The 24944-nt window shown below is 63.9% G+C and carries 26 protein-coding genes and 1 riboswitch; of the genes, 12 read left to right on the forward strand and 14 right to left on the reverse strand.

The genetic code is table 11. From position 1 onward, the window contains the following. The first annotated feature begins 4 nt into the window (after nt 1-4). Entirely contained in the window at nt 5-1429 is a 1425-nt protein-coding gene (locus AC1Q6C_RS18075; protein WP_230359609.1) for a hypothetical protein, read from the forward strand. A 67-nt stretch (nt 1430-1496) separates the two neighbouring features. Then, the gene (locus AC1Q6C_RS18080; protein ID WP_223304380.1) at nt 1497-2876 is read left to right on the forward strand and encodes a hypothetical protein; all 1380 of its coding nucleotides are present in this window, start codon (nt 1497-1499) and stop codon (nt 2874-2876) included. Here AC1Q6C_RS18080 and AC1Q6C_RS18085 read toward each other — a convergent pair. Then, nucleotides 2833-3258 carry an NUDIX hydrolase gene (locus AC1Q6C_RS18085; protein WP_007730102.1) on the reverse strand — a complete coding sequence of 142 codons (426 nt, stop codon included), beginning with the start codon at nt 3256-3258 and terminating at the stop codon, nt 2833-2835. The genes AC1Q6C_RS18080 and AC1Q6C_RS18085 overlap by 44 nt on opposite strands. Before the next feature lie 190 nt (nt 3259-3448). Here AC1Q6C_RS18085 and AC1Q6C_RS18090 point away from each other — a divergent pair, with 190 nt between their 5' ends. From AC1Q6C_RS18090 to mnhG, 6 genes are read left to right on the forward strand one after another with little or no spacing between them, the layout of a single operon-like run. After that, complete coding sequence (locus AC1Q6C_RS18090; protein WP_007730104.1) at nt 3449-6286, forward strand: Na+/H+ antiporter subunit A; 2838 nt, start codon at nt 3449-3451, stop codon at nt 6284-6286. Then, nucleotides 6283-6915 (forward strand): Na(+)/H(+) antiporter subunit C, encoded by a 633-nt coding sequence (locus AC1Q6C_RS18095; protein ID WP_003945054.1) that lies wholly within the window; start codon nt 6283-6285, stop codon nt 6913-6915. Before AC1Q6C_RS18090 ends, AC1Q6C_RS18095 begins: the two co-directional genes overlap by 4 nt. Then, nucleotides 6912-8612, forward strand: a complete 1701-nt coding sequence (locus AC1Q6C_RS18100) for a Na+/H+ antiporter subunit D (protein ID WP_003945059.1) — start codon at nt 6912-6914, stop codon at nt 8610-8612. The genes AC1Q6C_RS18095 and AC1Q6C_RS18100 overlap by 4 nt, the downstream gene beginning before the upstream one ends. Then, nucleotides 8609-9181, forward strand: coding sequence for a Na+/H+ antiporter subunit E (locus AC1Q6C_RS18105; protein ID WP_003945063.1), 573 nt, complete (start codon nt 8609-8611; stop codon nt 9179-9181). The genes AC1Q6C_RS18100 and AC1Q6C_RS18105 overlap by 4 nt, the downstream gene beginning before the upstream one ends. Further along, a complete protein-coding gene (locus AC1Q6C_RS18110) occupies nt 9178-9447 on the forward strand; it encodes a monovalent cation/H+ antiporter complex subunit F (protein WP_003945061.1) in 270 nt (89 codons plus the stop codon). The genes AC1Q6C_RS18105 and AC1Q6C_RS18110 overlap by 4 nt, the downstream gene beginning before the upstream one ends. After that, nucleotides 9444-9788 carry a monovalent cation/H(+) antiporter subunit G gene (mnhG, locus tag AC1Q6C_RS18115; RefSeq protein ID WP_003945045.1) on the forward strand — a complete coding sequence of 115 codons (345 nt, stop codon included), beginning with the start codon at nt 9444-9446 and terminating at the stop codon, nt 9786-9788. Before AC1Q6C_RS18110 ends, mnhG begins: the two co-directional genes overlap by 4 nt. Here mnhG and AC1Q6C_RS18120 read toward each other — a convergent pair. From AC1Q6C_RS18120 to napA, 5 genes are all read right to left on the reverse strand, one after another. Next, nucleotides 9754-11121 (reverse strand): phosphatase PAP2 family protein, encoded by a 1368-nt coding sequence (locus AC1Q6C_RS18120; protein ID WP_230359607.1) that lies wholly within the window; start codon nt 11119-11121, stop codon nt 9754-9756. The genes mnhG and AC1Q6C_RS18120 overlap by 35 nt on opposite strands. A 107-nt stretch (nt 11122-11228) precedes the next feature. After that, nucleotides 11229-12353, reverse strand: a complete 1125-nt coding sequence (locus tag AC1Q6C_RS18125) for a glutamate--cysteine ligase (RefSeq protein WP_003945034.1) — start codon at nt 12351-12353, stop codon at nt 11229-11231. A 90-nt stretch (nt 12354-12443) separates the two neighbouring features. Next, nucleotides 12444-13145: a superoxide dismutase[Cu-Zn] gene (gene sodC / locus AC1Q6C_RS18130; RefSeq protein ID WP_007730117.1), complete on the reverse strand. Its 702-nt coding sequence runs from the start codon at nt 13143-13145 to the stop codon at nt 12444-12446. 95 nt (nt 13146-13240) lie between these two features. Then, entirely contained in the window at nt 13241-13831 is a 591-nt protein-coding gene (locus AC1Q6C_RS18135) for a LytR C-terminal domain-containing protein (RefSeq protein WP_054827817.1), read from the reverse strand. Between the two features lie 53 nt (nt 13832-13884). Further along, nucleotides 13885-14235 carry a nucleoid-associated protein NapA gene (gene napA / locus AC1Q6C_RS18140; protein WP_007730120.1) on the reverse strand — a complete coding sequence of 117 codons (351 nt, stop codon included), beginning with the start codon at nt 14233-14235 and terminating at the stop codon, nt 13885-13887. 244 nt (nt 14236-14479) lie between these two features. On the opposite strand from napA, the gene AC1Q6C_RS18145 reads away from it, so the two are divergent. From AC1Q6C_RS18145 to AC1Q6C_RS18155, 3 genes are read left to right on the forward strand one after another with little or no spacing between them, the layout of a single operon-like run. Further along, nucleotides 14480-15079 carry a peptide deformylase gene (locus AC1Q6C_RS18145; RefSeq protein WP_003945053.1) on the forward strand — a complete coding sequence of 200 codons (600 nt, stop codon included), beginning with the start codon at nt 14480-14482 and terminating at the stop codon, nt 15077-15079. Between the two features lie 10 nt (nt 15080-15089). Further along, nucleotides 15090-16031, forward strand: a complete 942-nt coding sequence (locus tag AC1Q6C_RS18150; RefSeq protein ID WP_492666737.1) for an N-acetylglutamate synthase, CG3035 family — start codon at nt 15090-15092, stop codon at nt 16029-16031. Nucleotides 16032-16047: 16 nt separating this feature from the next. Continuing rightward, the gene (locus AC1Q6C_RS18155) at nt 16048-16848 is read left to right on the forward strand and encodes an exodeoxyribonuclease III (protein ID WP_054827815.1); all 801 of its coding nucleotides are present in this window, start codon (nt 16048-16050) and stop codon (nt 16846-16848) included. A gap of 44 nt (nt 16849-16892) precedes the next feature. On the opposite strand, the gene AC1Q6C_RS18160 is transcribed toward AC1Q6C_RS18155, so the two are convergent. Further along, nucleotides 16893-17324, reverse strand: a complete 432-nt coding sequence (locus AC1Q6C_RS18160) for a GNAT family N-acetyltransferase (protein WP_007730124.1) — start codon at nt 17322-17324, stop codon at nt 16893-16895. Between the two features lie 156 nt (nt 17325-17480). Here AC1Q6C_RS18160 and thiD point away from each other — a divergent pair, with 156 nt between their 5' ends. After that, on the forward strand, nt 17481-18323 hold the full coding sequence (thiD, locus tag AC1Q6C_RS18165) for a bifunctional hydroxymethylpyrimidine kinase/phosphomethylpyrimidine kinase (RefSeq protein ID WP_003945044.1): 843 nt from the start codon (nt 17481-17483) through the stop codon (nt 18321-18323). A gap of 4 nt (nt 18324-18327) precedes the next feature. On the opposite strand, the gene AC1Q6C_RS18170 is transcribed toward thiD, so the two are convergent. The 7 genes from AC1Q6C_RS18170 to thiO all read right to left on the reverse strand — a co-directional run bounded on the left by AC1Q6C_RS18170 (nt 18328) and on the right by thiO (nt 24787). Further along, on the reverse strand, nt 18328-19179 hold the full coding sequence (locus AC1Q6C_RS18170; RefSeq protein WP_007730127.1) for an adenylate/guanylate cyclase domain-containing protein: 852 nt from the start codon (nt 19177-19179) through the stop codon (nt 18328-18330). Between the two features lie 113 nt (nt 19180-19292). Continuing rightward, on the reverse strand, nt 19293-20744 hold the full coding sequence (locus AC1Q6C_RS18175) for a M20/M25/M40 family metallo-hydrolase (protein ID WP_187781773.1): 1452 nt from the start codon (nt 20742-20744) through the stop codon (nt 19293-19295). Nucleotides 20745-20876: 132 nt separating this feature from the next. Continuing rightward, nucleotides 20877-21647: an ABC transporter permease gene (locus AC1Q6C_RS18180; protein ID WP_047268852.1), complete on the reverse strand. Its 771-nt coding sequence runs from the start codon at nt 21645-21647 to the stop codon at nt 20877-20879. Then, complete coding sequence (locus AC1Q6C_RS18185) at nt 21647-22621, reverse strand: ABC transporter ATP-binding protein (RefSeq protein WP_193595516.1); 975 nt, start codon at nt 22619-22621, stop codon at nt 21647-21649. The genes AC1Q6C_RS18180 and AC1Q6C_RS18185 overlap by 1 nt, the downstream gene beginning before the upstream one ends. A 129-nt stretch (nt 22622-22750) precedes the next feature. After that, nucleotides 22751-23503: a thiazole synthase gene (locus AC1Q6C_RS18190; protein ID WP_007726857.1), complete on the reverse strand. Its 753-nt coding sequence runs from the start codon at nt 23501-23503 to the stop codon at nt 22751-22753. Beyond that, a complete protein-coding gene (thiS, locus tag AC1Q6C_RS18195) occupies nt 23496-23711 on the reverse strand; it encodes a sulfur carrier protein ThiS (RefSeq protein WP_003944402.1) in 216 nt (71 codons plus the stop codon). The genes AC1Q6C_RS18190 and thiS overlap by 8 nt, the downstream gene beginning before the upstream one ends. Beyond that, the gene (gene thiO / locus AC1Q6C_RS18200; protein WP_193595517.1) at nt 23708-24787 is read right to left on the reverse strand and encodes a glycine oxidase ThiO; all 1080 of its coding nucleotides are present in this window, start codon (nt 24785-24787) and stop codon (nt 23708-23710) included. The genes thiS and thiO overlap by 4 nt, the downstream gene beginning before the upstream one ends. Next, a riboswitch (TPP riboswitch) is annotated at nt 24787-24933 on the reverse strand. It overlaps the preceding gene by 1 nt. Between the last annotated feature and the right edge of the window lie 11 nt (nt 24934-24944).

The following is a 24944-nucleotide window of genomic DNA, read 5'->3' on the forward strand; positions in this document are numbered from 1 at the left end:
CCCGATGCCACTCGATCTTCGAGCGATCCTCACCACCGTCGCTGCGCTCCTGTCCGGGATACTCGCGGCGCTGGCCCTGACCAATCCGGTTCTCCGTGACTGGGCCATCGTGGCCTCTCCGTCGGAAGTAGATCGCTGGATCAGCAGTGGACCCACCGCTGTCGGGCTCGGCGCCGTGGTTGCCGTGCTTGCCTGCGCACTCTCACAGCGTCGCGGCTCCCGTCGGGCAGCCTGGATCGCGATCACCGTCGGGGTCGCCGTCATCGCGATCATTCGGGCAGTCGTGCCCGAGGTTGCGTCACTGGACCTGCTGATCGCCTTGATCATCGTCAAAAGTGTTGCAGCCGGTGCGATTCTGGGTTGTGTGGTTGCCGTCAGTTGGGATCGCACCGCCACGAAGAACGCCACCCTCCTCGGCGTGCTTGCCGCCTTCCTCGCGGTTCGCACGTTCGCCGGCGGGACGGGCCGGATGAGTACGTCTTCGGTAGGTGAGCCGTCGTGGTGGCTGATCGGCGCCACGGCCGCAGCAGCAATCGCCTGTGCAGTGACCGCGCAATCCGGCTTCCGGATCCGCAAGCCCGACGCGGGCGAAATCCGCATAGCGCTCGTGGTGATCGCCGCGCTGGCGATCGGGCATCGAGTGCTCGGCGCCGTGATCGATCGCCAGCAGTACGCGTCCGAGGCAACTGCCTGGATCGTCATGGTCTTGGCAGCGGGCGCTGCGCTCGCGTTGACATGGATCGCCGCCTACCGTCTCGGCGACACCTCCGGTGCTGGTGGCAAGTTCCTCTGGGCCGCAACCGCTCTGGCCGCTGCGTCGGCTCCGCTGTTCGTCGACATCGCGAAGGGTTCCGGCCACTGGGGAGACCTGAAGTCCCCCTGGGTACTGGTGCTTTTCGCAGCCCTGCCGGTCGCCGTCGGATTGCGACTGCACAAGCACGTGCCAAACCTCGTTCCCATCGCCGTTCTCGTTGCGGTACCGCTGTCAGAACTACTGCCCTTCGACTCCGCGCACGGTGTCTGGTCAATCGCACTGAAGATCGCCTCGCTGGGTCTCGCCGCCGGATTGCTGTTCGGTGCCCTGGCTCCCGGCAGCCTGGTCGACGCCACACTCGGACTCGCCATTCCCTTTGCCGCAATGACCTTCTCGTCGATCGCTGTTCTCACCGATCAGCTCGCTTTCCCACCGATGATGACGTCGATATACATCCAAGGGCAGCTCGATATCGATGCGGTCTCTCCCCACCGCGACGGAGGATTATTCGGACGCGGCGTCGGAATCACCGTCGACTACGTCACCCCTCAGACCGTCGGCACTGCAATCCTCTTCGCCTTGATCATCGGCTTCTGCGGTGCAGCGATCCTCCGACGGTCCCATCCACCCGTCGACACCACGGAATCTCGGATCGAACCGGAGCCAGTCGACTGACACACCGTCACCGGACTGAGACCTGCTATTGCGGTGCAACTGGTACCGGATTGACTATTTTGGAGCAGTGCCCATCGCCCGCAGGACGCTGCTCGTCGCGCTGAGTGGCGTGACGGCATTCGTCGTCACCGTCGTCGCCTTGGCACCGTTCGTGAACAGCCAGTCGACGTCGATTTCGACGGGCGACCGATTCTGGTCCATCTCGACCATCGGCGCCGGCGTTCTGGCTGTCGTCGCGGTCGGGACAGCCGCGATGATGGCCCGCTGCCGGTTGCGGACCGCGGCCATGACGGTCTTCGGTGGACTCCTACTCGAACTGCCCGGGCTCTACGATCACAACTTCGAGGCACTCTCACCCGTCGGTGCGGGAGTCGCTGTCGGCGCGGTCACGGTTGCTGCCGCTCCCCGGGTCCGAGCCGCTTCCGTCGCGGGAACGATTGTTGCCGTGCATGTCTCGGATTCACTCCTCGACGAAGACGCTATTCCTCGGCGGTACGCAGACTACATCGCCGACAACACCAACCAGTTTCAACCACCAGTGTTGGGGGCAACACTGCTCGCGCTGGCATTGGCCGCCGCCTGCGTCGCCGCGTTCTGGTTCCACGACTTCGACAAGGACCACCCCAAGGAACGGATGGCCGTTCGACCGGTGACTATCGCGGCGGTGCTCACTCTCTTCGGGGTCGCTGCGAATTGGTGGTTCGAGATCACCACCGTCACGGCGGCGGTGCCTCTACTACTCGTCGCGCTGGTGATCACGGTGATCTGCGCGCGGGTGCTGGGCGACGGCAGTCGAATCCTGCTGATGTGTACCGCTGCCGTCGCAACTCTGGCGGCGGTCTCGGCGAACCGTCCCGCAACCGAAGCTATGGAATGGTCGAAAACCCCCGCCTCCACCGCCGTCGTGATCGGACTCGTCATCGTCGCCGCGGCAGCGATCGGCGCGATCGCTCCCTCGCGAGTCGTCGGCTACGGATTGCTCCTGACGGTCACGGTCGCCGGGATCGTCAGCTACGCCACGTCGCCGTCGCCGAAGATCGGTGACGTTCTCACGATCAGCGATCTTCTTGTCGCCTTCACCGCTGCGGTCGTCACATACGCGATCGCCAGCGCGATGTACCGAGAGCCACCGCGGACCGGAGCGTCGCGAGCACTCGTCGGACTCGGTGTCATCTTCGGCCCGACGGCGCTGGCCCTGCTCGTCTATCCGCAGTTCGACTACGGATGGACGGCGTACACGCCGCTCGACGAGAACAAGCCCTTCAACGGCATCACGACGGTCGGCCCGTTCGAAATCTCGACCGACATTCTGATACTCGACGCCGTGGCGCTGATCATCGTGGCCGTCTGCGCCTACGTGAGTCTCCGATTGGGGCGGATCAATCGATCCGTTCCTCCGCCGATCAGTCGATCAGATCCATCGACGCCAGGCGATGGAACACTTTGAGCGATCCGGGCGCCACCTCGTCCATCGCTGCGTACTCGGCGAGCGTGAAGTAGCGGAACTCGGCGATCTCGCTGGTCGGGTGCGGGTCTCCGGCCATCTCCGCCAGATAACAACTCATGTGCAGGCCCGTGTCCGCGGAATGTCCGAAAGCGTGAGCCTCGAAGACGTCGAGGAACGTGACCGTCCCGTCGACCAGATCGACGTCGAGTTCCTCCCGAATTTCGCGGTGCAGTGCCTGCTCGGGCGTCTCCCCCGGGTCGATCTTTCCGCCGGCCATGTAGAACGCCGTCTTGCCCACGGAGCGGGTCTGGATCAGCTTGCGGTCACGAATGTGTGCAAGGGCAGCGGTACGGATGATCGTGGTGGGTGTCGACGAATTCACGTCGTCCAACCTACGTGTATCAGCGAGTGCCGATGATGTCCGAATCGACTCGCTGCACATCGAAACTGCCACGCCCGGTAATATGTACGCAAAGACAACCTCTCCGACAAGGTGAATTGTCTCGTTAATCCGATAGGTTCGATTTTGTTCGGACACCCCGCCGCCCGCTGACAACACGACGGAGTGCCTTTTGCTCGCTATCTTGCTTGCCCATGCCGTTGCCGCCCTCTTGGCTCCGCTTGTGGTGCGCAGGTTAGGGCGAAACGGCTTCTTCCCCCTCGCGATAGTCCCCCTCGCCGGCCTCGGCTGGGTCATCGACAAATGGGGCACCGTCGAGACGCTGCACATCACCTGGGTTCCAGGGCTGTCGATGGACATCGACTTCAGGTTCGACGCGCTTTCGGCCATCATGGCCGTGCTCGTCCTGGGTGTCGGCACGCTCATCCTGGTCTACTGCGCCCGCTACTTCACCGACGACGAACCTCGACTCGGTATCTTCGCCGCCGAGATGGTCGCCTTCGCGGGTGCCATGTTCGGACTAGTGACCAGCGACAACATGCTGCTTCTCTACGTGTTCTGGGAACTGACGACGGTCCTGTCGTTCCTACTCGTGGGTCACTACGCCGAACGCGCCACCAGCCGCCGCGCCGCGACCCAGGCACTGCTGGTCACCACCGCGGGTGGTCTGGCGATGTTGGTCGGCATGATCATCCTCGGCCAGGTCGGCGGCAGCTACAACCTGTCCGAACTGGTCGCGAACCCGCCGACGGGGTGGCTCCCGTCCGTCGCGATCGTCCTGATCCTGATCGGTGCACTCTCCAAATCGGCAATCGTGCCCCTGCACTTCTGGCTTCCCGGTGCAATGGCCGCGCCAACCCCTGTCAGCGGTTATCTTCACGCTGCTGCAATGGTCAAGGCCGGTATCTACCTCGTCGCGCGCCTGGCTCCCGGGTACGCCGATTCGCCGCCGTGGCGCATCACCATCATCAGTTTGGGTCTGCTGTCGATGATCCTCGCCGGTTGGCGAGCCATGCGCGCGTACGACCTCAAACTCGTCCTCGCCTTCGGAACGGTCAGCCAACTCGGCTTCATGATGGTCCTGGTCGGCATCGGCACGCGTGACGCCGCCCTGGCCGGCATGACGATGGTCGTGGCGCACGCGATGTTCAAGGCCGCACTCTTCATGGTCGTTGGCATCATCGATCACACGACCGGTACCCGTGACCTGCGCAAACTTGCTCACCTGGGTAAAGCGGCACCCGCTCTCGCGATCATCGCGAGCCTCGCTGCCGCCAGCATGGCCGGTCTGCCACCGCTACTCGGATTCGTCGGCAAGGAAGCCGCACTCGAATCGGTGCTCGAAACGAACGCGCTCGGCCACTGGTCGTCCATCGCCGTCGTCACGGTGATCGTGTTGGGCTCGATCCTCACCGTCGGCTACAGCGTCCGCTTCATCTGGGGCGCCTTCGGACGTAAGACCCTGAGCAAGCCCAGCCCAGCCGTGAGCAAGATGCACAAGCCGGGTTGGCTGTTCCTGTTCGCGCCCGGCCTGCTCGCTGTTCTCGGTCTGGCCGCCGGCATTCTCTCGCCCCAGCTCGAGAAGCTGCTGACGCCGTACTCCACCACACTGGCCCCCGGACCGCACGCCGACTACCACCTCGCGCTGTGGCACGGATTCAACACTCCGCTGCTGCTCACCTGCATCGTCATCGCCGGCGGCATCGCGCTCTACATCGCGCAGCGTCAGATCAGCCGACTGCACTTCGAGCACCCGCCGCTCGGCAACGCCGACCGTATCTACGACGCGACCCTGCGCGGCATGGACACCATCTCGATGCGCCTGACCGGGGCCACACAGCGTGGTTCGCTCCCCCGCACACAGTCGACGATTCTCGCGACGCTGGTCGTTGTGCCACTGTTCCTGCTGATCATCGACACCGATGGCGGCGGAGTCGACCTTCGGATGTGGGATTCACCCATCCAGTTCACGATCGCGCTGATGATGATCTCGGCCGCCATCGCCGCGACGCTGATGCGCAACCGACTCGCCAGCGTCATCCTCGTCGGACTCACCGGCTACGGCTGCGGCGTGTTGTTCGCGCTGCACGGCGCACCCGACCTCGCGCTGACCCAGTTCCTCGTCGAGACACTGACACTGGTGATCTTCGTGCTCGTGCTCCGGAAGTTCCCCGCCGAAGTCGACGAGAGCAAGGCGATCGGCTTCAAGTGGCCGCGTGCCGCACTCGCCGTCGCCGTCGGTATCACCGTCACCACCATCGCGGCCTTCGCGACCAATGCCCGAAACACTCGTCCGATCTACGAACTGCTTCCCGACGCGGCCTACGACCTGGGCAACGGCAAGAACGTCGTCAATGTCCTACTCGTCGACATCCGCGCATGGGACACCCTCGGTGAGATCTCGGTGCTGCTGGTCGCGGCAACTGGCGTCGCCAGCCTCGTCTTCCGCAACCGCCGGTTCGGTATCGCGCCGCGCGTCGCGGACGCCCCCTCCGTCATCGTCGACAAGGCAGCTGCCAACTCGGACACGACGTGGTTGCGCGGCGGAGACCTCATCGATCCTCGACACCGTTCGCTGGTTCTCGAGGTCACCACGAGGTTGATCTTCCCGACCATCATGGTGTTGTCGATCTACTTCTTCTTCTCCGGTCACAATGCCCCCGGTGGCGGTTTCGCCGGAGGCCTGACGGCGGGCCTGGCGCTGGTACTTCGGTACCTCGCCGGCGGACGCTACGAACTCGGTGAAGCCGTACCCATCGACGCGGGCAAGATTCTCGGCCTCGGTTTGGCGCTGGCCGCGGGCACCGCCCTGGTGTCGCTGTTCCTCGGCGCCCCGGCGCTCTCGTCCGCCGTCTTCGAGTTCACACTCCCGCTCATCGGCCACGTCAAACTGGTCACCGCACTGTTCTTCGACCTGGGCGTCTACCTCATCGTGGTCGGCCTGGTCCTGGACGTACTCCGAAGTCTCGGCGCCCGCCTCGACGCAGAAATCGAGGTGAAAGCACCATGAGCGCAAACATCGGAATGCTGATCCTGATCGGCGTCCTCACGTCGGCCGGTGTCTACCTGCTGATCGAACGAAGCATCACTCGGATGCTGCTCGGTCTACTTCTATTCGGCAACGCCATCAACCTCTTGATCCTGACCGTCGGTGGATCGGATGGGAATCCGCCCATCGTCGGCCGAGATTCGGTCCACGAGGAAATAGCGGATCCGCTCGCCCAGGGCATGATCCTGACGGCGATCGTGATCACGATGGGTATCGCCGGCTTCGTTCTGGCACTGGCGTACCGGTCTTACAAGATCAACACCGCCGACGCCGTCGAGGACGATCCCGAGGACACCAAGGTTCTCAAGCGTCGCCTGCCTGCCGACGCTCCCGACCACGACCGCTCCGACGACCCGGTCACCGGTGCCCCGAGCATCGGCGGCGACGCATTCGACAAGGACGGCAACCCTATTCCCCTCGAACAACTGGTCAACCTCGAGGACATCGAATGCTACGACGACCTCCACGACGGCGACTTCGAGGACGAACCGGTACCCGACTGGGCCACCGACCTTGCTCGTAAGAAGGAATCCGAGAAGCGGCGCAAAGACGCTCGCCAGACCAAGATCGAGGGAGGTGGAGGCGCATGACCATCTCGGACAACCTGATGGGAGCCCTTGCGCCCCTGCCCGTCTTGATCCCGATGCTGGCCGCAGCTGCGACGCTGGTCGTCGGCCGACGTCCTCGTTTTCAGCGCGTGATCACACTGATCGCGCTCGTCGGCGTCGTCGCGGTGTCGGGCTTGCTGCTCTACCTCGCCGACCGCGACGGTACGACGGCCGTTCAGGTCGGCGGCTGGGACTCCCCCATCGGCATCACACTCGTGGTCGACCGTCTCTCGGCGATGATGCTCGTGGTCTCGTCGGTGGTGTTGCTCGCCGTCATGATCTACGCGATCGGTCAGGGTATTCGCGACGGCAGCGAGGCCCAGCCGGTCTCGATCTTCCTGCCGACCTATCTCGCATTGACCGCCGGTATCTCCAACGCGTTCCTCGCCGGTGACCTCTTCAACCTGTACGTCGGATTCGAGGTTCTGCTCGCCGCGAGTTTCGTGCTCCTGACGCTCGGTGCCAGCGCCGACCGCGTCCGGGCCGGTGTCTCGTACGTGATGGTCTCGATGGTGTCCTCGCTGATCTTCCTGGCGGGCATCGCTTTCGCCTACGCGGCGACCGGCACCCTCAACATGGCCGACATGGCCCTGCGCTTCGACAACATTCCGCCGGGCACACGAACCGCCATCTTCGCTGTCCTGCTCGTGGCGTTCGGCATCAAGGCTGCGGTCTTCCCGCTGTCTGCGTGGCTACCGGACTCGTATCCGACCGCGCCCGCACCGATCACCGCCGTCTTCGCCGGGTTGCTCACCAAGGTCGGTGTGTACGCGATCATCCGCGCGCATTCACTGCTGTTCCCGCAAGGGGAACTCGACAACGTACTGATGGTGTGCGGCCTGCTCACGATGGTGGTCGGCATCATGGGTGCCATCGCGCAGAGCGACATCAAACGTCTGCTCTCGTTCACACTGGTCAGCCATATCGGTTACATGATCTTCGGTATCGCACTGTCCACGACGTCCGGGCTGTCCGGCGCGATCTACTACGTCGCCCACCACATCATCGTGCAGACGACGCTCTTCCTCGTCGTGGGCCTGATCGAACGACAAGCCGGGTCGTCGTCGCTGCGCCGTCTCGGCGGTCTGGCGGCGGCCAGCCCGATCCTCGCGATCGTCTTCCTGATCCCGGCGCTGAATCTCGGTGGTATCCCGCCGTTCTCGGGCTTCATCGGCAAGGTCGCGCTCCTTCAGGCCGGTGCGGCCGACGCCAGCGCGTTGGCTTGGATCCTCGTTGCCGGCGGCACGATCACCAGCTTGCTGACGCTCTACGCCGTCGCCCGCGTGTGGACCAAGGCTTTCTGGCGAGCCCGGGCCGACGCGCCCGAAGGTGACCTCGCCGACGTCAGCCCGTCAGCGTTGATCGACGAGTCCGAAGAGGACATCGCGTTCGTCGACCGCGAGGATGTCGGCAAGATTCCGCTCTTCATGCTGATTCCGACGGTCGGACTTGTCATCGTCGGTCTGGCACTGACGGTGTTCGCGGGCCGGATCATCGACATCAGCGACAGAGCGGCGAAGGATCTGCAGGACCGGTCCATCTACATCGACGCGGTTCTCGGCAACCACCGGCCCGTGCCGGTCGACGAAGCTCCCGTCGCTGCAGACGACCCCGCAGCCGTTCCGAATACCGAGGCCCCGAACACCGACGTCCCGAATACCGAGGAGGCTCCGCGATGAAACGCGAACAGGTACTCCGCGTCGGGATCCTGCTGTGGCTGATGGTCGTATGGATCCTGTTGTGGGGCAACATCAGTTTCGGCAACATCTTCGGCGGACTCGCCGTCGGCCTGATCATCATGGTCCTGCTTCCCCTCCCCCGCGTACCGGTCGAGGGTCGGGTACATCTGCTGTCGATTCTGCGTCTGTTGTGGATGATCGTGTACTACGCGATCCAGTCGAGTATCCAGGTCGCGTGGCTGGCGATCCGCCCGTCGCCGCCCCCGGTCACCGGAGTTCTGCGGTACCAACTCGGGATCAAGTCCGACCTGGTTCTCACGCTGTGCATCGACGTTCTCAACCTGATCCCCGGCACGATGGTTCTCGAGATCGACCAGAACCGACGCATCGTCTACGTCCACGTGCTCGACGTCGGCTCGCAGAAAGCCGTCAGCGCGTTCTACCGCTCGGTGGAGGACCTCGAGCGGTTGTTCATCGCGTCGTTCGAACGTGATTCGGACTGGCAACCCAGCCCATGGCACCAGCGCGACTACGAATTCGATGCACCCCGGCAGGAGGACCAACCATGAACGGGTTCATCACCACGATCTTGATCATTTCCGGAGTGATTCTGCTGATCGCCGCCGTACTGACCACGTTCCGATTGCTCGACGGTCCGAGCTCACTCGACCGCCTCGTAGCCCTGGACACGATCATCGCGGTCTCGATGTGTGGACTCGCGGTCTGGGCCGCGTACAGCAAAGACACGACCATCGTTCCCGCGATCGTCGCGCTGGCGCTGGTCGGCTTCATCGGTTCGGTGTCCGTCGCGCGCTTCCGGGTGAGTGACCAGTGATCGGCAACATCCTCGACACGATCGGGGCCATCTCCATCTTCCTCGGCGCGCTGCTCGCGCTGACCGCCGCGGTGGGAATCGTTCGCTTCCCCGACACTCTGCGTCGTATGCACGCGGCCACGAAACCTCAGGTGGTCGGACTGATCCTGGTCCTGATGGGCGCCGTGTTCCTGCTTCGTGGGAGCGTCGACATCTGGATGTTGGTCCTGGTGGGCATCTTCACGCTGCTGACGGCGCCCGTGATCGCGCACAGCGTCGGCCGAGTCGCCTACCGCGAACAGCGCGAAGAGGACGACCTCATGAAGATCAACGAGCTGGAAGACCCGGACTCTCTCCTGTAACGGCATCCCACTCGCCGTCGCGCTCGCCCCACACCGCAAGAGCAGTGCCGGGGCGGGCGAAGAAGGTGGCGAAGTACGCCACCGACATGAGAACCAGGACAGCCATCAGCAGCGGCCCGAAGATCGCCGGGTACTCGGCCATCTGCACCGCAGCGAACCGGTACGAGAGCAACAATCCCGCGAGTAGTGCCGAGCCACCGATCAACAGACGCACTCGGAACCAACCCCAGCCGCGCTCCGGATCCCGTAGCGCCGCATCGAGGGTCAAGCACAGGACGGCACCGGCAATGAGGTCGACGCCGTAGTGGAATCCGAAGCCGAGCGTCGCGGTCAGGGTCGCAACGAGCCAGAACGATCCCAGGCTGCGAATCCACCACGGTCCGCTGCGCGAGTGGATGAACAGCGCGACTGCCCACGCGGTGTGCAGGCTCGGCATGCAGTTTCGTGGCGCGGCGTCGTCGAACGGCAGCGACGACGGTGATGCGAAGTCGAAACTGGGCACGATGTTCGGCCAGTAGTCACCGATCTGGAATCCGAAACCACGCGGACCGAAGGCGAACACCGGGCCGACCACCGGGAACAGGACGTAGAAGATCGGGCCGATCAGCCCGATGAGCAGGAACGTGCGCAGCAGGTGATGCGACGGCCATCCCTTACGTACTTGATAGAGAGCAACCACGATCACCGCGACCGGCAGTTCGACGTAGATCCAGTCGAGGGCTGCTGCACCGACGGGGCCCGTGGCGTCGACGATCTGGCCCATCACCCACGACGGATTCCCGAGAGCCTGGTCGGCGAGGAACACGTACTCGTCCCACACGTCGGTGCCGACGAGAATGGTGATCTCCAGCCACGTCTCGGCAACCTTGGCCGCGATGATGAGCAACGCGCCCAGCGCGACGCCGTGCAGAACGCTGAGTCGACGCTCGCCGGACAACTTCCACACCGCGTACACCGCGATGGCCGTCAGCACCCAGGTGCCGCCGGTGCCCATCGTCAGCGGTCCACCCGAGAACCAGCGGATCGCGCCGACGACCACGTCGATCACGACGGCCGCGAATACCGCGTAGATGCGTTCTTTGTTGTTCAGTCCGACGAGCGCGAGAGCGAGGCCCACCCAAGGCATGGTCGCGGAGCGGGGAACGAGGAAGTAGTCACCGAACAGGCTTTCCACCGGACCGAGATAGCCCTTGTACGACGCGAACGCCTGCACACCCAGGACCAGCAGGGTCAATGCTGCTGTGCCGATCAGAAGGAGTCGGTGAGAACTCGACCACGAACGGTCCGACTGTCCGGGTGCGCCCCCTCGTTGGGACCAACTGTCTATCAACACCGGACAATAGTAAACGGCGTGTGAACTGAATATGGACACCCACTGGACAAACGGTTGGTATGCCCGGATTTCCAGTCCGCGAAACAGCCCTTCGCACTGTGAACCTGCTAGGTGCCCAACTCTGCGACCAAGGCGTCGACGACCGCAACCAGATCGCCGCCCGTCGCTTCCGCGACACGACGTTGCCGCTGGTAGGACGCGCCGCGACGGGGAATGTCCGCCACCGACGCCAACTCGTCCGCGCAGCCGAGCGAGACCGCGATCGGCGCCAAGTCGTCGAGTAGGCGATCCAGATCGTCAGTGACGAGGCACTCGTTTGCGTCGGAGTCGAGGATGATCTCGGCGTCCAGTCCGTATCTCGCTGCGCGCCACTTGTTTTCCTTGACGTGCCACGGCTGCATGTTCGGCAGAGTCTCACCGGCACTCAGTCTGCGGTCCAGATCGACGATGAGGCAGTGGACCAGAGCAACGAGAGCACCCAGTTCAGCGCGTGTCGAGACGCCGTCGAACACCCGGACCTCGATGGTTCCCCACTTCGGCGCGGGACGGATGTCCCAGTGCATGCCACCGATCTTGGTGATCACACCGGTCTTCATCTGGTCGTCGATGAACGACTCGTATTCGGCCCAGTTCTCGAACTGGTACGGAAGGCCCGCGGTGGGGAGCTGCTGGAACATCAACGCGCGATTGGACGCATAGCCGGTGTCCACACCGGCCCACATCGGCGAGGACGCCGACAGCGCCAACAGGTGCGGATAGCGCTGCAGCAGTGCGTTGATGATCGGGAAAACGCGATCCGCGGACGAGACACCCACATGAACGTGCACGCCCCAGATCAGCATCTGCCGACCCCACCACTGTGTGCGTTCGATGAGTTCGTCGTAGTCGGGTGTCCGGGTGACCAGCTGCGTCGACCATTGCGCGAACGGGTGCGTGCCCGCGCTGATGAGGTCGACGCCGAGCGGATTCGCAGCGCGGCGAAGCAGATCCAGTGACCTGTCGAGATCACTCATCGCCTCGCCGACCGTCGAGTGAATACCCGTGACGAGTTCGACGGTATTTCGCAGTAGTTCCTTGGTGATGTGCGGGGTTTCGGAGCCGGCAAGCTCTTCGACCGCCGAAAACACCTCGGCTGCTGTGTTGGAGAGATCTCTGGTCTTGCGATCGACCAGCGCGATCTCCCACTCCACGCCCAGCGTCGGGCGCGGCGAACCTGGAAATGGAACTACCACGCAGAGAATCCAATCACAGTGTCGGTAAAAACACCGTGCTGGCTACTGCGTGGTAGTCGCCGGAAGTGATGCAAAACTCAGGTGAGTTTGTCAGCTCTTGGTGATGACACCGCAAGCAACGCGTCCGCCTGCGTCACCGGTGTCGAGAGTCTGCTGGTCCGGTGCCGGCGCGTAACGCGTCGGGATGTTGCCGAAGTTGTCCGCTCCGGCGTGGATCATGACGGATGTTCCACCGTTTGCGACCAGTTCGTCGACGGTGAATGCATCGGTCGTGGTGACCAGCGTGGCGGTGCCGTCTTCGAGGACCTGAACCGAAGTGAGGTCGCCGCTCGCCGGGTGGCCCGTGTGACCCTCGGCCTGGAAGTGTCCGCCTGCCGAGAGGAAGTTACCCGGCTCTCCGCCGCTGGGGGCAACGGAATTGGTCTCGCACTTGGCGACCTGGTGGACGTGGAATCCGTGGAAGCCGGGGGTGAGGCCCTTGGCGTCGAGGGTGACCTTGACGTCGCTACCTTCCTGCGCGAACGTGACCGTTCCGACCTTAGCGCCGTCGGTGCCGTTCAGCGTTGCGGTGACCGTTTCGGCAGAAGCGCCGGCGTGAGCCGTCTCGGAACCGTGGCCGCCCGCGCTTTCGTGCGCGCTGGGATCGGCTGCACCGGTCCACACCGGAGGAGTCGTGCCGGGGACGCTGCTGGGCTCTTCGCTGTTACTGCAAGCGGTCAAGCCGAAAGCGGCAATCGCGACTACAGGGGCAACGACGCGCCAGGACATACGCCGGGTGCTGCTGGGGGCCATCGAACCGCTCCTTTGAGGTGGCGAGAAAGTGCTTCTGATCATAACGGCGCGTGTAGTAGCTGGAACCGACGGGTCAGTTCCACCTTCACGACCGGTCAGTTGGAGGTCACGATCACGATCACGCCAGGTGACGCGTTCGCGATGCCGGCGAATCGAGGCTCTGCGGAGACTCCGAGTTCAGCCGCGATCTTCTGCGCCGCTGCCTTCTCCGCCGCGGACGATCCGTAATACACCGTCGTCGTACTGACGGTGCCCTCGCTGTAGTTACCCGTCTCCTCGACGTTCCAACCTGCTGCCGTCAATTCCTCGGCGGTGCCTGCTGCCAGACCGGAGACGGTGCTGTTGTTGAGAACTCGAACGCTGACATTCGACGTGTCGGCGCCGCTCGCGGAGCTGGAAGTCGTGGTCGTCGCAGTTCCCGAGGGACGCGACGTGGTGGTGGTATCGCCCGAAGCGGGTTGCGTCGTCGCTGCAGGCTTGGTGGTGGCAGGCGCGGGGGCGCTCGTCGTGGCAGACGCCGAGGATTCGGTCTGCTGTGCTGCGGTGTTCTCGTCGCCCGATCCACCGTCGCTCGATCCACCCAGTGAGGCTGCTCCGAGACCGATGAACACGATCGCCAACGCGATCAACACCATGGCGATTGCGCGAAGCGGAGGTCCGGACGGCTGCTCTTTCGGGGTACTCACGATGTCGACCTTATCGCCAGTGCGTGGACAGCCCGATCATATGTACGCGTGATTCAGGTGACCTCGAAGCCGAGGCGACGCGCGGCCCTGGCCTTCTGACGGCTGGCACGCAGACGACGCAGGCGCTTGACCAGCATGGGATCAGCCGCCAAGGATTCGGGGCGATCGACCAAGGCGTTGAGAACCTGGTAGTAGCGGGTTGCCGACATGTCGAACAACTCCTTGATGGCTTCTTCCTTCGCACCGGCGTACTTCCACCACTGACGCTCGAAAGAGAGGATGTCGTGCTCCCGGCGGGTGAGGCCGTCTTCGCCGACCTCGTGCATGCCTGCTGTATCTACTACCGAATCGTCGGCGCCAGTGCCTTCGGACTGGTTCCGACTACGCGCGGTTGCGCCGTCCATGTCACTCCTCGACTGCTGTGCTCGGCGTCAGCGAGACTCGTATGCCCGGTGTTCTTTTTCCGACCGAATTCTCGCGGCCGTGAGTTTCCCGGTCCCCTGGCCCGAAGGTAACTCACAATTTCCCCCGCGGCCCACGTTCCGACCGAGCAACGAATTACATCGCTGTTCTTCAGCAACCATTGAACCATGATCGAGTGTGCGGGCCGTGATAACTACGCGGGCGCGCCGCACTATCCTTGTCCGCATGGCTATCCTCCCCATCCGAATCGTCGGCGACCCGGTACTGCACAAGGCGACAGAGCCGGTCACTCAGTCCCCGGCCGAGATCGCCGAACTGATCGCAGACATGTACGAGACGATGGACGCTGCCAACGGCGTCGGTCTGGCGGCCAATCAGGTCGGTGTTCCACTGCGAGTCTTCGTCTACGACTGCCCCGGTGACGACCGCAGCAGCGAGCGTCGACGCGGCGTCGTCGTGAACCCGGTACTCGAGACGTCCGAAATCCCCCAGACGATGCCCGACCCGGACGAAGACTTCGAGGGTTGCCTGTCCGTTCCCGGCGAGCAGTTCCCGACGGGTCGCGCCGATTGGGCGAAGGTCACCGGCACCGACGCCGACGGCAACCCGATCGAGGTCGAGGGCACCGGATTCTTCGCACGGATGCTCCAGCACGAGACCGGGCATCTCGACGGTTTCCTCTACACGGACGTACTCATCGGCCGCAACGCGCGTGCTGCCAAGAAGATCATCAAGCGTTCCGGTTGGGGCAAGCCCGGTCTGACCTGGACGCCGGGGACCGTCGACGATCCGTTCGGTCACGACGACGACGATTACGAAGACTGAGAATTCTGCTCTGAACGGCAACATTTCGATCGGTAGCCGGGTGGTTTTGCGATACAAGCTCCCACCCGGCTATTCGCATCCCATGACCGACGTCATCGGCATCCTCGAGGGCGCCGATCCCATCGCCGTCCGCGCCGGCGACGGTCGGCTGGTCCAGGTCTCCGCCGATCAGGTGATCGCGCTCAAGAGTCTCTCGGCCCGCCCGATTCGCATCGGCGAGATTCGAAACCTCGAAACGGCTGCTGCGGCGGCGTGGCCGGGTGTCGAGCAGGCGTGGATCGACGGTTGGTTGCTGCGCGCCGGTCACGGTGTCACCGGCCGCGCCAATTCGGCTTTGCCGCTCGGTGGTGCGGGGGCGGTTGCCGGCTTCGACGCGAGCACCATCGAGCGGATACGCCAGTGGTTCGGTGACCGCGGCCTGCCGACCCTGCTGCTCCTCCCCGATCGACTCGGCACCGCTCCGGACGGGTGGACCAGCAAGAAGGAAACCATCGTGATGGCCGCCGATCTGGGCAATGTCACGCTGCCGCTCGGTCCTCCGGTCACCTCGTTCGCCGACCACCCCGACCACAACTGGCTGTCGATGTACGACGCCCACGGCGATCCGGCGTACGTCGAGGCGGTCCTCACGGCTGTCGTGGGCACTGCAACTTTCGGCGCGATCGGAAACACCGACACGACGCTTGCCATCGGGCGCGCTGCGCTCACCGAGGCACCCGACCACAAACGCTGGGTAGGGCTGACCGGCATTCACGTCGCCCCTGAACACCGTCGTCACGGAATCGGGTCGCTGATCTGCGGAGATCTACTCTCCTGGGGTCGTGAGAACGGTGCGACGCACGCGTACCTCCAGGTTTCGACGGACAACTTCGCGGCGATCGCGCTGTACGAGCGGCTCGGATTCGTCGAACACCACCGCTACCGATACGCCACCGATCCTGTCGGCGGCTGACGCTAGGCTTGCCCTCGTGCGCATCGCTACCTGGAACGTCAACTCCGTCCGTGCCCGTACCGACAGGATCATCGACTGGCTCGGTCGATCCGACGTCGACGTCCTGGCAATGCAGGAAACCAAGTGCAAGGACGAGCAGTTTCCGTACGAACGCTTCAAGGAAATCGGCTACGAGGTCGCCCACGTCGGGTTGAGCCAGTGGAACGGTGTCGCCATCGCTTCCCGCATCGGCTTGGACGACGTGCAGATCGGATTCGAGGATCAGCCCGGGTTCGACAAGGATCCCGAGGCAGACCCGGTCCGCGAGGCACGTGCGATCGGTGCCACCTGTGGCGGTGTGCGGGTGTGGAGCCTGTACGTCCCCAACGGCCGTGAGCTGGAAGACCCGCATTACGCCTACAAGCTGGATTGGCTGGCCAAGCTGCGCGACGACGCGGAGGGCTGGCTCAAGCAGGATCCCGACGCGCAGATCGCCCTGGTCGGCGACTGGAACGTCGCTCCCACGGACGACGACGTGTGGGATCCCGCTTTCTTCGAGGGCAAGACCCACACGTCGGAGCCGGAACGAGCTGCGTTCACCGCCTTCACCGAGTCCGGGTTCGCGGACGTAGTTCGCCCGTACACACCCGGTCCCGGCGTGTACACGTACTGGGATTACACGCAGCTTCGCTTCCCGAAGAAGCAGGGCATGCGAATCGACTTCATCCTCGGCTCACCGGCATTCACAGCTCGCGTCGAGGCGGCCGAGATCGATCGAAACGAGCGAAAAGGCAAGGGCGCCAGCGATCACGCTCCGGTGATCGTGAATCTCGGGTGATCGTGAATCTCGGAGCCTGATCGTCTGTTTGCACCCTCGGGCTTCTAGTCCTCGACGAGCAGTTCCAGATACTCGGGATGCTCGCCGAGGTACCGCTGAACATAGGTACACACGGGCCGTACCGACCATTCACGTTCACGGGCGCAGTCCATTGCGAACTGCACGAGTACGGCTGCCAGTCCCTGCCCGCCGTACTCCTCTTTGACAACGGTATGCATGTACGCAACCACGTCGCCCGCTTCGGCTCCGCTCCCCGAAATCTCGTCTTCGTCGCGGTATCCGAGGATGCCGACCAACTCGTCGTCGGAGAGCAGTTCGAATCGTTCGTGCGACGGATTGTCCACGAGCGTGACTTCCGGTGAGGTTCCGGTTTTCGAATTTTCGATGTCGTTCATTGCGGCGACCTCCACGGCACGATGTGCACCTGCGCGATCGGCGACAGCTGCGTTCGCACGCTCTCCATAACTGTGATCCATGCCACTCATAGAATCAGCTACCGACGACGCTGTCCCGGGTTCGACCAATTTTTGCACCGGGAACGACCGGATCGCAATCGCAGTTCGCGCCGTCGTTCCCGCGAGAGGTGGGACCGAGCTGCCGTTTCCCCAGGTCCGATCGGTAGGCTCGTCGTCGTGAAGCTGCTGCCCCTAACCCCCGCCGGACAGACCCCGATTCGGGCATTGACCATCGCCGGAACCGACTCCGGTGGCGGAGCCGGCATTCAAGCCGATTCCCGCACGATGGCGATGTGCGGAGTGCACGCCTGCGTGGCCGTCGCCGCAGTGACGGTCCAGAATTCGGTGGGAGTCAGCGGATTCCACGAGATTCCGCCGGAGATCGTCGCCGACCAGGTGCGCGTCGTGGTCTCGGACATCGGCGTCGGTGCGGCGAAGACGGGAATGCTCGCGTCGACGACAATCATTGAAGCGGTGGCCGCGGTTGCCGCCGAGGTTGGGATCGGCCGCGACCGTCCGATTCCGCTCGTGGTCGACCCGGTGTGCGCGTCGATGCACGGCGATCCGCTGTTGCACGAAGAAGCTCTCGACGCGGTCCGCAACACCTTGATTCCGGCAGCCACGGTGGTCACTCCGAACCTCGACGAGGTTCGGTTGATCACCGGTATCGAGGTCGTCGACGACAAGAGCGCCCGCCAAGCGGCAGAAGCGCTGCATGCGCTCGGCGCTCAATGGTCCATCGTCAAGGGTGGCCACCTTCGTACTTCGGAGTTGTCCACCGACCTGTTGTTCGACGGCGACCGTTTCCTCGAATTCAGCAGTGCCCGGATCGACACCGGCAACGATCACGGCGGCGGAGACACGCTGGCTGCTGCGATCACTTGCGCTCTCGCACACGGCTATTCCGTTCCGGACGCGGTGGCGTTCGGCAAAGAGTGGGTGACCAAGTGTCTCGAGGCGTCGTACGACCTCGGCGCGGGACATGGTCCGGTGTCCCCGCTCTGGCGGCTCCAGGTTTAGTGCGCTAGTTCCGGCGCACGCGCCAGATTCCCAGGTCGACCGGAACTCCGTTGGGCGTGGTCGCGAAAAACCCTCGCCGCCATGGCCGGATCGTGAGATCGAGATCCTCCAGGGTGCCGGCTTCGAGTTCCTCGAGAGTTGTCGCCGACATCATGACGTTGCCGTCGCCGCCCAAGCCCATCATCCGGGCGGCGATGGTCACGTCGACGCCGAGCCAGTCGTCACCGATCTGACGCGGGGTACCCGTGTGTAGGCCGACGCGCATGCGCGGGGTGTATCCGTCGAGATCGACTTCCGCGAGCGCGTCCTGCGCGGTGAACACCGCCTTCAAAGCCGCATCCGGGCGAATGAACACTGCCATCAGACCGTCGCCCATCCGTTTGACGACGTGTCCGCCGTTGTCGGTGATCGGAGTTTCCACGGCCTGCGCCACCGCACGCAGAAGGGTCAGCGTCGCGCCGTCACCGGCTGCGAGCGACCAGGTGGAGAAGCCCACCAGATCGGTGAAGACGATGGTCAGTTCTTGATCGCCACGTCCGCGGCCCATCTTTTCCAGCGCTGCCTGCCACACCTGCAGTGCTCCGAGGCTCACTTCGCGAGTGGCTGCCGGCTTCTGATCGAGCAATCTGTCAGCGACGCGCGCCACGGCGCGCGCACCGCCGGGGCCGGCAAGCGAGAGTGGATCCCCAAACCCGGGATCACCGGGTAGTGCCCGCCTGAGCCGCCGTAGCGCGTCGATGAGCTGCTGCCGACGGTTCAGTTCTGCCGCAGAGTTCAAGACGACGTCGACGACGCCTCGAACCGAGGAGGAAGAAGCACCTGCCGTGTCGGTGTTCTCCGGGGACAGATCAGCCATAACTCAAGCGTAACTCAGAGTTACAGACAGTGTGCTGCCGCCGTTCTCGCACAGTGGCCTCCTGGTCGCTCGCACAGTCGATCATTCGGTCAGTCGATCATTCGGTCAGTCGATCATTCGGTTCTGGCCTGTGTCCGGGCATCGCCGACGGGAACTCCGTTCGGTCCGCTCAAATCCTGGGCATACGTCGCAACTCCGAAGGCTACTGCAGAAGCGTTGGCAGCGAGCGCTTCGCGATCGATGTTCGCGAGGTTGTCCTGGGCACTGTGGTAGTTCGGGTCGAAAGTCTCCTCCGCCTCTCCGCCCCACTTCTCGGCCTGTGCCGGCGTCTTGCGCTCGTCCGCGCCGCTGAACACTCCGCCCGCCGGGATCCCGATCTCGATGAACGGGCCGTAGTCGGAGCGCCCGTCGAAGTCCGTTCCGTCCGCCGCAATCCCTCGCCCGGCGAGAAAATCGACGAAGGTGCGCTCGATGCCCGCCGACCCCTCGGGCCCGGGCCCCTCCCCGACGGCATCCGAGTTGTCGCCGTCGTAAGCCAGGTATCCGGCGTTGGGCGAACCGAGCATGTCGAAATTCAGGTACAGGGCGATGTCGGCCCGTTCCTGATCGCTCAGACCCTCGACGTAGCGGGTGGAGCCGACCAATCCCACTTCTTCCGCTCCCCAGAAAGCGAAACGCACGGCATTCTCGATGCTCGGTGAGCTTCCCATCTGCAGCGCGGTTTCCAGTACGGCTGCGGTACCGCTTCCGTTGTCGTTGATTCCGGGACCTTCCGGCACACTGTCCAGGTGGGCGCCCACGACAACCACGTTGTCGGTCGCGCCGGTCTTGGTCTGCGCAATCACGTTGCGCGACTTCGTCGTTTCCGTCGACGTGTCGAGAATCAGCGTGAGGTCTCCGGGCGCTGCGGCAAGAGCCTCGCCCGACGCCTTACTCACCCCGCCGGTCGGAATGCGGGCGTCTTCGGGTTCACCCAAGGTAGCCCCGCCCAGCATTGCGTCCTCGTTGTTGGCAACCAGCAACGCCGCCGCGCCGCGATCAGCGGCGATCTTCTGCTTGTCGCCGAACGGGCACACTCCGCGGGTGACCAGCACGATTGCACCGTTCACGTCGCGGCCGTCGTAGTCGGTGGCCTCGCAACCGGGGGTCTCGTCGGCGGGAATCGCCACCAGACGCGCCGTGATTCCGGTCGGTCCCGTGGAGGTGGAATATGTCAGCGCCCGCACCGGAACATCGGAGCCGTCAGCGGCTTTCAGGGATTCGGTGCCGGGATCGAAGGAGCTGAAGTCGAATTCCGGGGTGCTGACCTCGAAACCCTTGTCTTCGAGCAGGTTTGCCACGTAGTCGACACTGGCGTCGTAGCCGGGGGTACCGGCCGATCGATTGCCCTCGTTGTTGGCGGCGATCTTCTCGAGTTGCTCCAGATGCCCGGTCACGGCGTCGACCGTGACGGTCTCGGAGAATGCAACCGGGTCTGTCGGGACGGCCGCTTCACTTCCCGACGAGCATCCACTCACCACGAGTGCTCCAGCCATTGCGACCACAACCACACCGAAGAGTCTCATCTTCGGAGGATATCGGCCGAAGCACAGGAAAGGGACCCAGTACGAATGGTTTTTCGTACTGGGTCCCTACTCTGCTGTCACTCCTGGTTCTCGGTAGGTCTCCCGACAACACCTACCGAGGGAGCGACAAGATCAGGCGTCGCGACGATTCACGATGACGATACTTGCTCCGAAAATCACCAGAACGAAGGCCGCGAAGTAGATCAGGCTGCCCCAGGGTCCCCAGTGGAAGTCGACGCCACCGCTGCTCGCACTGAGGAAGTGGTTTGCATTCGCGAACGGCAGGAACGGGGTGATCTTCTCGCCGAAGCTGCCGAACAGTCCGAACAGGCTCTCGATGAGCAGCGGCCAGAGCAGGAGCAACGCAATTGCGCCGGCCGACTGGCGAATGATCGATCCGACGCCGACAGCGAGAATCACGCACAGGAAGGCGTAGATCGGGATGCCGTAGATCGCGCGCCAGTCACTGCCGCTCGACAGGGTCAATCCGGCACTCGCCTCGGTACCGGCGATGGCCTTGGCCATGGCGTACGCGCCGAAGGCGAGAACAAATGTCAGTACAGCACCGAAAGCACCGATGAGGCCGGCTTTGGCGATCAGAACCGAGGCACGGTTCGGAACGGCCTGGAAGGTGGTGCGGATGGTCCCGAAGCGGTACTCACTGGTGACCGCGAGGGCCGCCATGATCATGAGAACCATGATTCCGAAACCCGAGATGCCGGCCGTGGCAACGGCGGTGTCGAGGTCCGGTGCTCCCTGGACGTCGGAGGACGTCAGAGCCGACTTGGCAACCGCGCCCATGATGGCCGCGAAGCCGAGCGCGAGCACGACGATGATGACCGAGCACCACAGCGGCGACTTGGTCGTGGTGATCTTGATACGTTCAGCACTGAGAACAGCCATTACAGTGCACCTCCCATAGCCTGCTGTGTATTTGCGTGGTGGGCACCGACACCCGGATCGATACCGGATGCGTGGTACTGGACATCGTCCCCGGTCAACTTCATGAACGCATCCTCGAGCGACCCCTGCTGAGAAGCCAACTCGTACAACACGATCCCCTGCGAACCAGCCAACCCACCGATCACATCAGTGGTCGAATCCACCACCACCAAAGCCGGGGCAACACCGGAACCGTCCTCACGCACCGTCAGCCCCTGCGAGAGCAACACACTGCGCAACGCATCGAGCTGAGGACTACGCACCCGCACCGTCGACTCCGACGAACGATCCACGAACTCCGCCACCGTCGAATCCGAAATCAACCGACCCCGACCGATCACCACCAACTGCTCCGCCGTGAGCGCCATCTCCGACAGAAGGTGACTCGACACCAACACCGTGCGGCCCTCGGCCGCCAACCGCTGCATGAACTTACGAATCCAGACGATGCCCTCCGGATCGAGACCGTTGACCGGCTCGTCGAACAACAACACCTTCGGATCCCCCAACAACGCACCCGCCAACCCCAGACGCTGCGACATACCGAGCGAGAACCCGCCCGCCTTCTTGCCCGCCACCTCGGACAACCCGACCAACCCGAGCACCTCGTCGACGCGGGACTTCGGGATCCCGTTCGAAGCAGCCATCCACTGCAGATGTGCACGCGCACTGCGATTGGGGTGCACCCACTTCGCATCCAGCAACGCGCCGACAGTCCGCAACGGCGTCTTGAGCTCGCGGTACGGCTTGCCCTCGATCAACGCCGCACCCGACGTCGGCTGATCCAGACCCAGGATCATCCGCATCGTCGTCGACTTACCTGCACCGTTCGGGCCCAGGAAGCCCGTCACGATGCCCGGCTTGACCGTGAACGACAAATCGTCCACCGCTTTCGTCGGTCCGTAAACCTTGGTCAATCCCCTCAGTTCAATCATGAGGAGAACTTTGCCCTACCGGCAATGACCAGCACATCGGCCACAGGTCTAGTTCCGAGTGGTACTCAGGTAGGACACGAAGCCGGACAATCTGGGCATAACCCTGAGAAAACACCCGGAAATGGTCCGTCAGGACGATGCTTGGGCCCAGAACCGCTTGGGAATCCGGCCGGCGTGACGCGCTTCGAAACCTGCTACCACTGCGTGCCGCATCGCCGACGCCATCAACGCGGGATTCTTGGCCCGCGTCACCGCTGTCGCAAGTAGGACGGCGTCGCAGCCCAACTCCATGGCAAGGGTGGCGTCGCTGGCCGTTCCGATTCCGGCGTCGAGGATGACGGGCACGCCGGCGCGCTCGACGATCATCTCGATATTGTGCGGATTCGCGATACCCAGCCCTGTCCCGATGGGTGAACCGAGCGGCATGACTGCCGCGCAGCCGACCTCTTCGAGGCGAAGCGCCAGCACCGGATCGTCCGTCGTGTACGGCAGGACGGTGAATCCGTCGTCCACCAATTGTTCTGCGGCGGAGACGAGTTCGATTGCGTCGGGCAGCAGAGTCCGCTCGTCGGCGATGACTTCGAGTTTGACCCAGTTCGTCTCGAGCGCTTCGCGTGCCAACTGCGCCGTCAGGACCGCTTCGGCGGCGCCCCGACACCCGGCGGTGTTCGGCAACGGTTCGATTCCGAGGCGACGAAGCAGGTCCAGAACGCCGGTGCCGCCGGCCGCGTCGACTCGCCGCATCGCGACGGTGGTCAGTTCGGTACCGGAGGCGACAAGCGCTTCCTCGAGGACCGCAAGGTTGGCGGCGCCGCCTGTCCCCGTGATGAGCCGGGAACCGAAACTGCGGCCCGCGATAGTGAGAAGGTCCTGCTCAGCCACCCTGCACCGCCGTGAGGATCTCGATTTCCCAACCACGTCCGACGGATTCGTCCCAACGCCCGCGAGGAAAGAGCGCACCGTCGACGGCGACGGCGATGCCTTTGCTCGGCAACTCGAGGTGCGTCAGAAGTTCGGTCACCGTGACTGCTCGATCGAACTCGAGATCTTCGCCGTTGACGGTGATCCCGATCGGGACCTGCTCACTCATGAATTTTCCTTAGCTACTGCGAACCGCTCGGGTTCGGTTCCTTTTACCTCGACCAAAGATGTGCCGTTCAGCAACGCGACCGTCGCATCGGCGGTGACGGGCGTCAGCAGGACTCCGTTGCGGCCGTGCCCGGTGGAGACGACAACACGATCGGACACGCGCCCGATCAACGGCAGGTTGTCCGGCGTCATGGGACGCAGACCTGCCGCGCACTCGTACAGTTCGTATTCGCCGATCGCCGGCATCAGTGCCTCGGCGTCGTTGATCAGGTCCCGTACTCCGGCCATCGTGACCTGTGTGTCCTCACCAGACTCGTATTGTGTTGCGCCGACGACGATTCCGTCACCGCGCGGGACGAGGTAGGCGGGCCGCCCGTGGACGCTTCCGCGGATGGTGCGGCTGGGCGCCGGGGTGACTCCAGGCCTACTGCGCAAGCGAAGGATTTCGCCCTTGACCGGGCGTACCGGTAGCCCGGGCCACAGCTTGGGTGACGCGATACCGGCGGTGAGCACTGTCTGATCGGTATCGAGTTCGGCGAGGTCGTCGACGGCCCGCGCGATCAATTCGACGCCGGATTCCGCACAGGCCTTCTGCAACGCCGCCAGCAGAAGTCTGTTGTCGACGGCGGACTCACCGACAGCCATCAACCCCGACCGGATGCCCCGGCCCAGCATCGGTTCGAGTTCACGGATGCGCGCGCGACCGAGAACTTCGAGTTCGTGCCCCTGCGAGCTCACCCACTCGGCGATGGTCTGCAGGTCCTGCGCGTCGGCAGCGTCGAGTGCAACCGTCAGCGAGCTGTCCGCGGTGAAGACCGATTGCCCGAATTTTCCGAGCTCCTCGCCGAACGTCGGCCACCGTTCCAGGGACGCTGCACCGATTGTCAACGCGGTTTCTTCACCCGGCCAGCCTTCGGAAAGCGGGGCAAGCATTCCGCCCGCCACCCACGAAGCACCTGATCCAATGGACGGGTCGTACAACCGAACGGCCCACCCGTCGCGGGCTGCTCGCCACGCGATAGCGAGACCGATGACACCGCCGCCGACAACCGACACCGTACGAGCGTGTGTACTCACGAAACTCCACCTCCACTTCCTGCGCCGGCATGATCCGGGTCAGGTCTGACGGTCGGGATCTGGTCGCGATCCCCTCTCAGCCCTACGAACCTCGCAGTCACGACAAAAAGTGACGACGACGTTTCAGGACTCCCGTGTCGAACCTTGCTCCCTAGAG

This window comes from Rhodococcus sp. MT28, assembly GCF_058792695.1.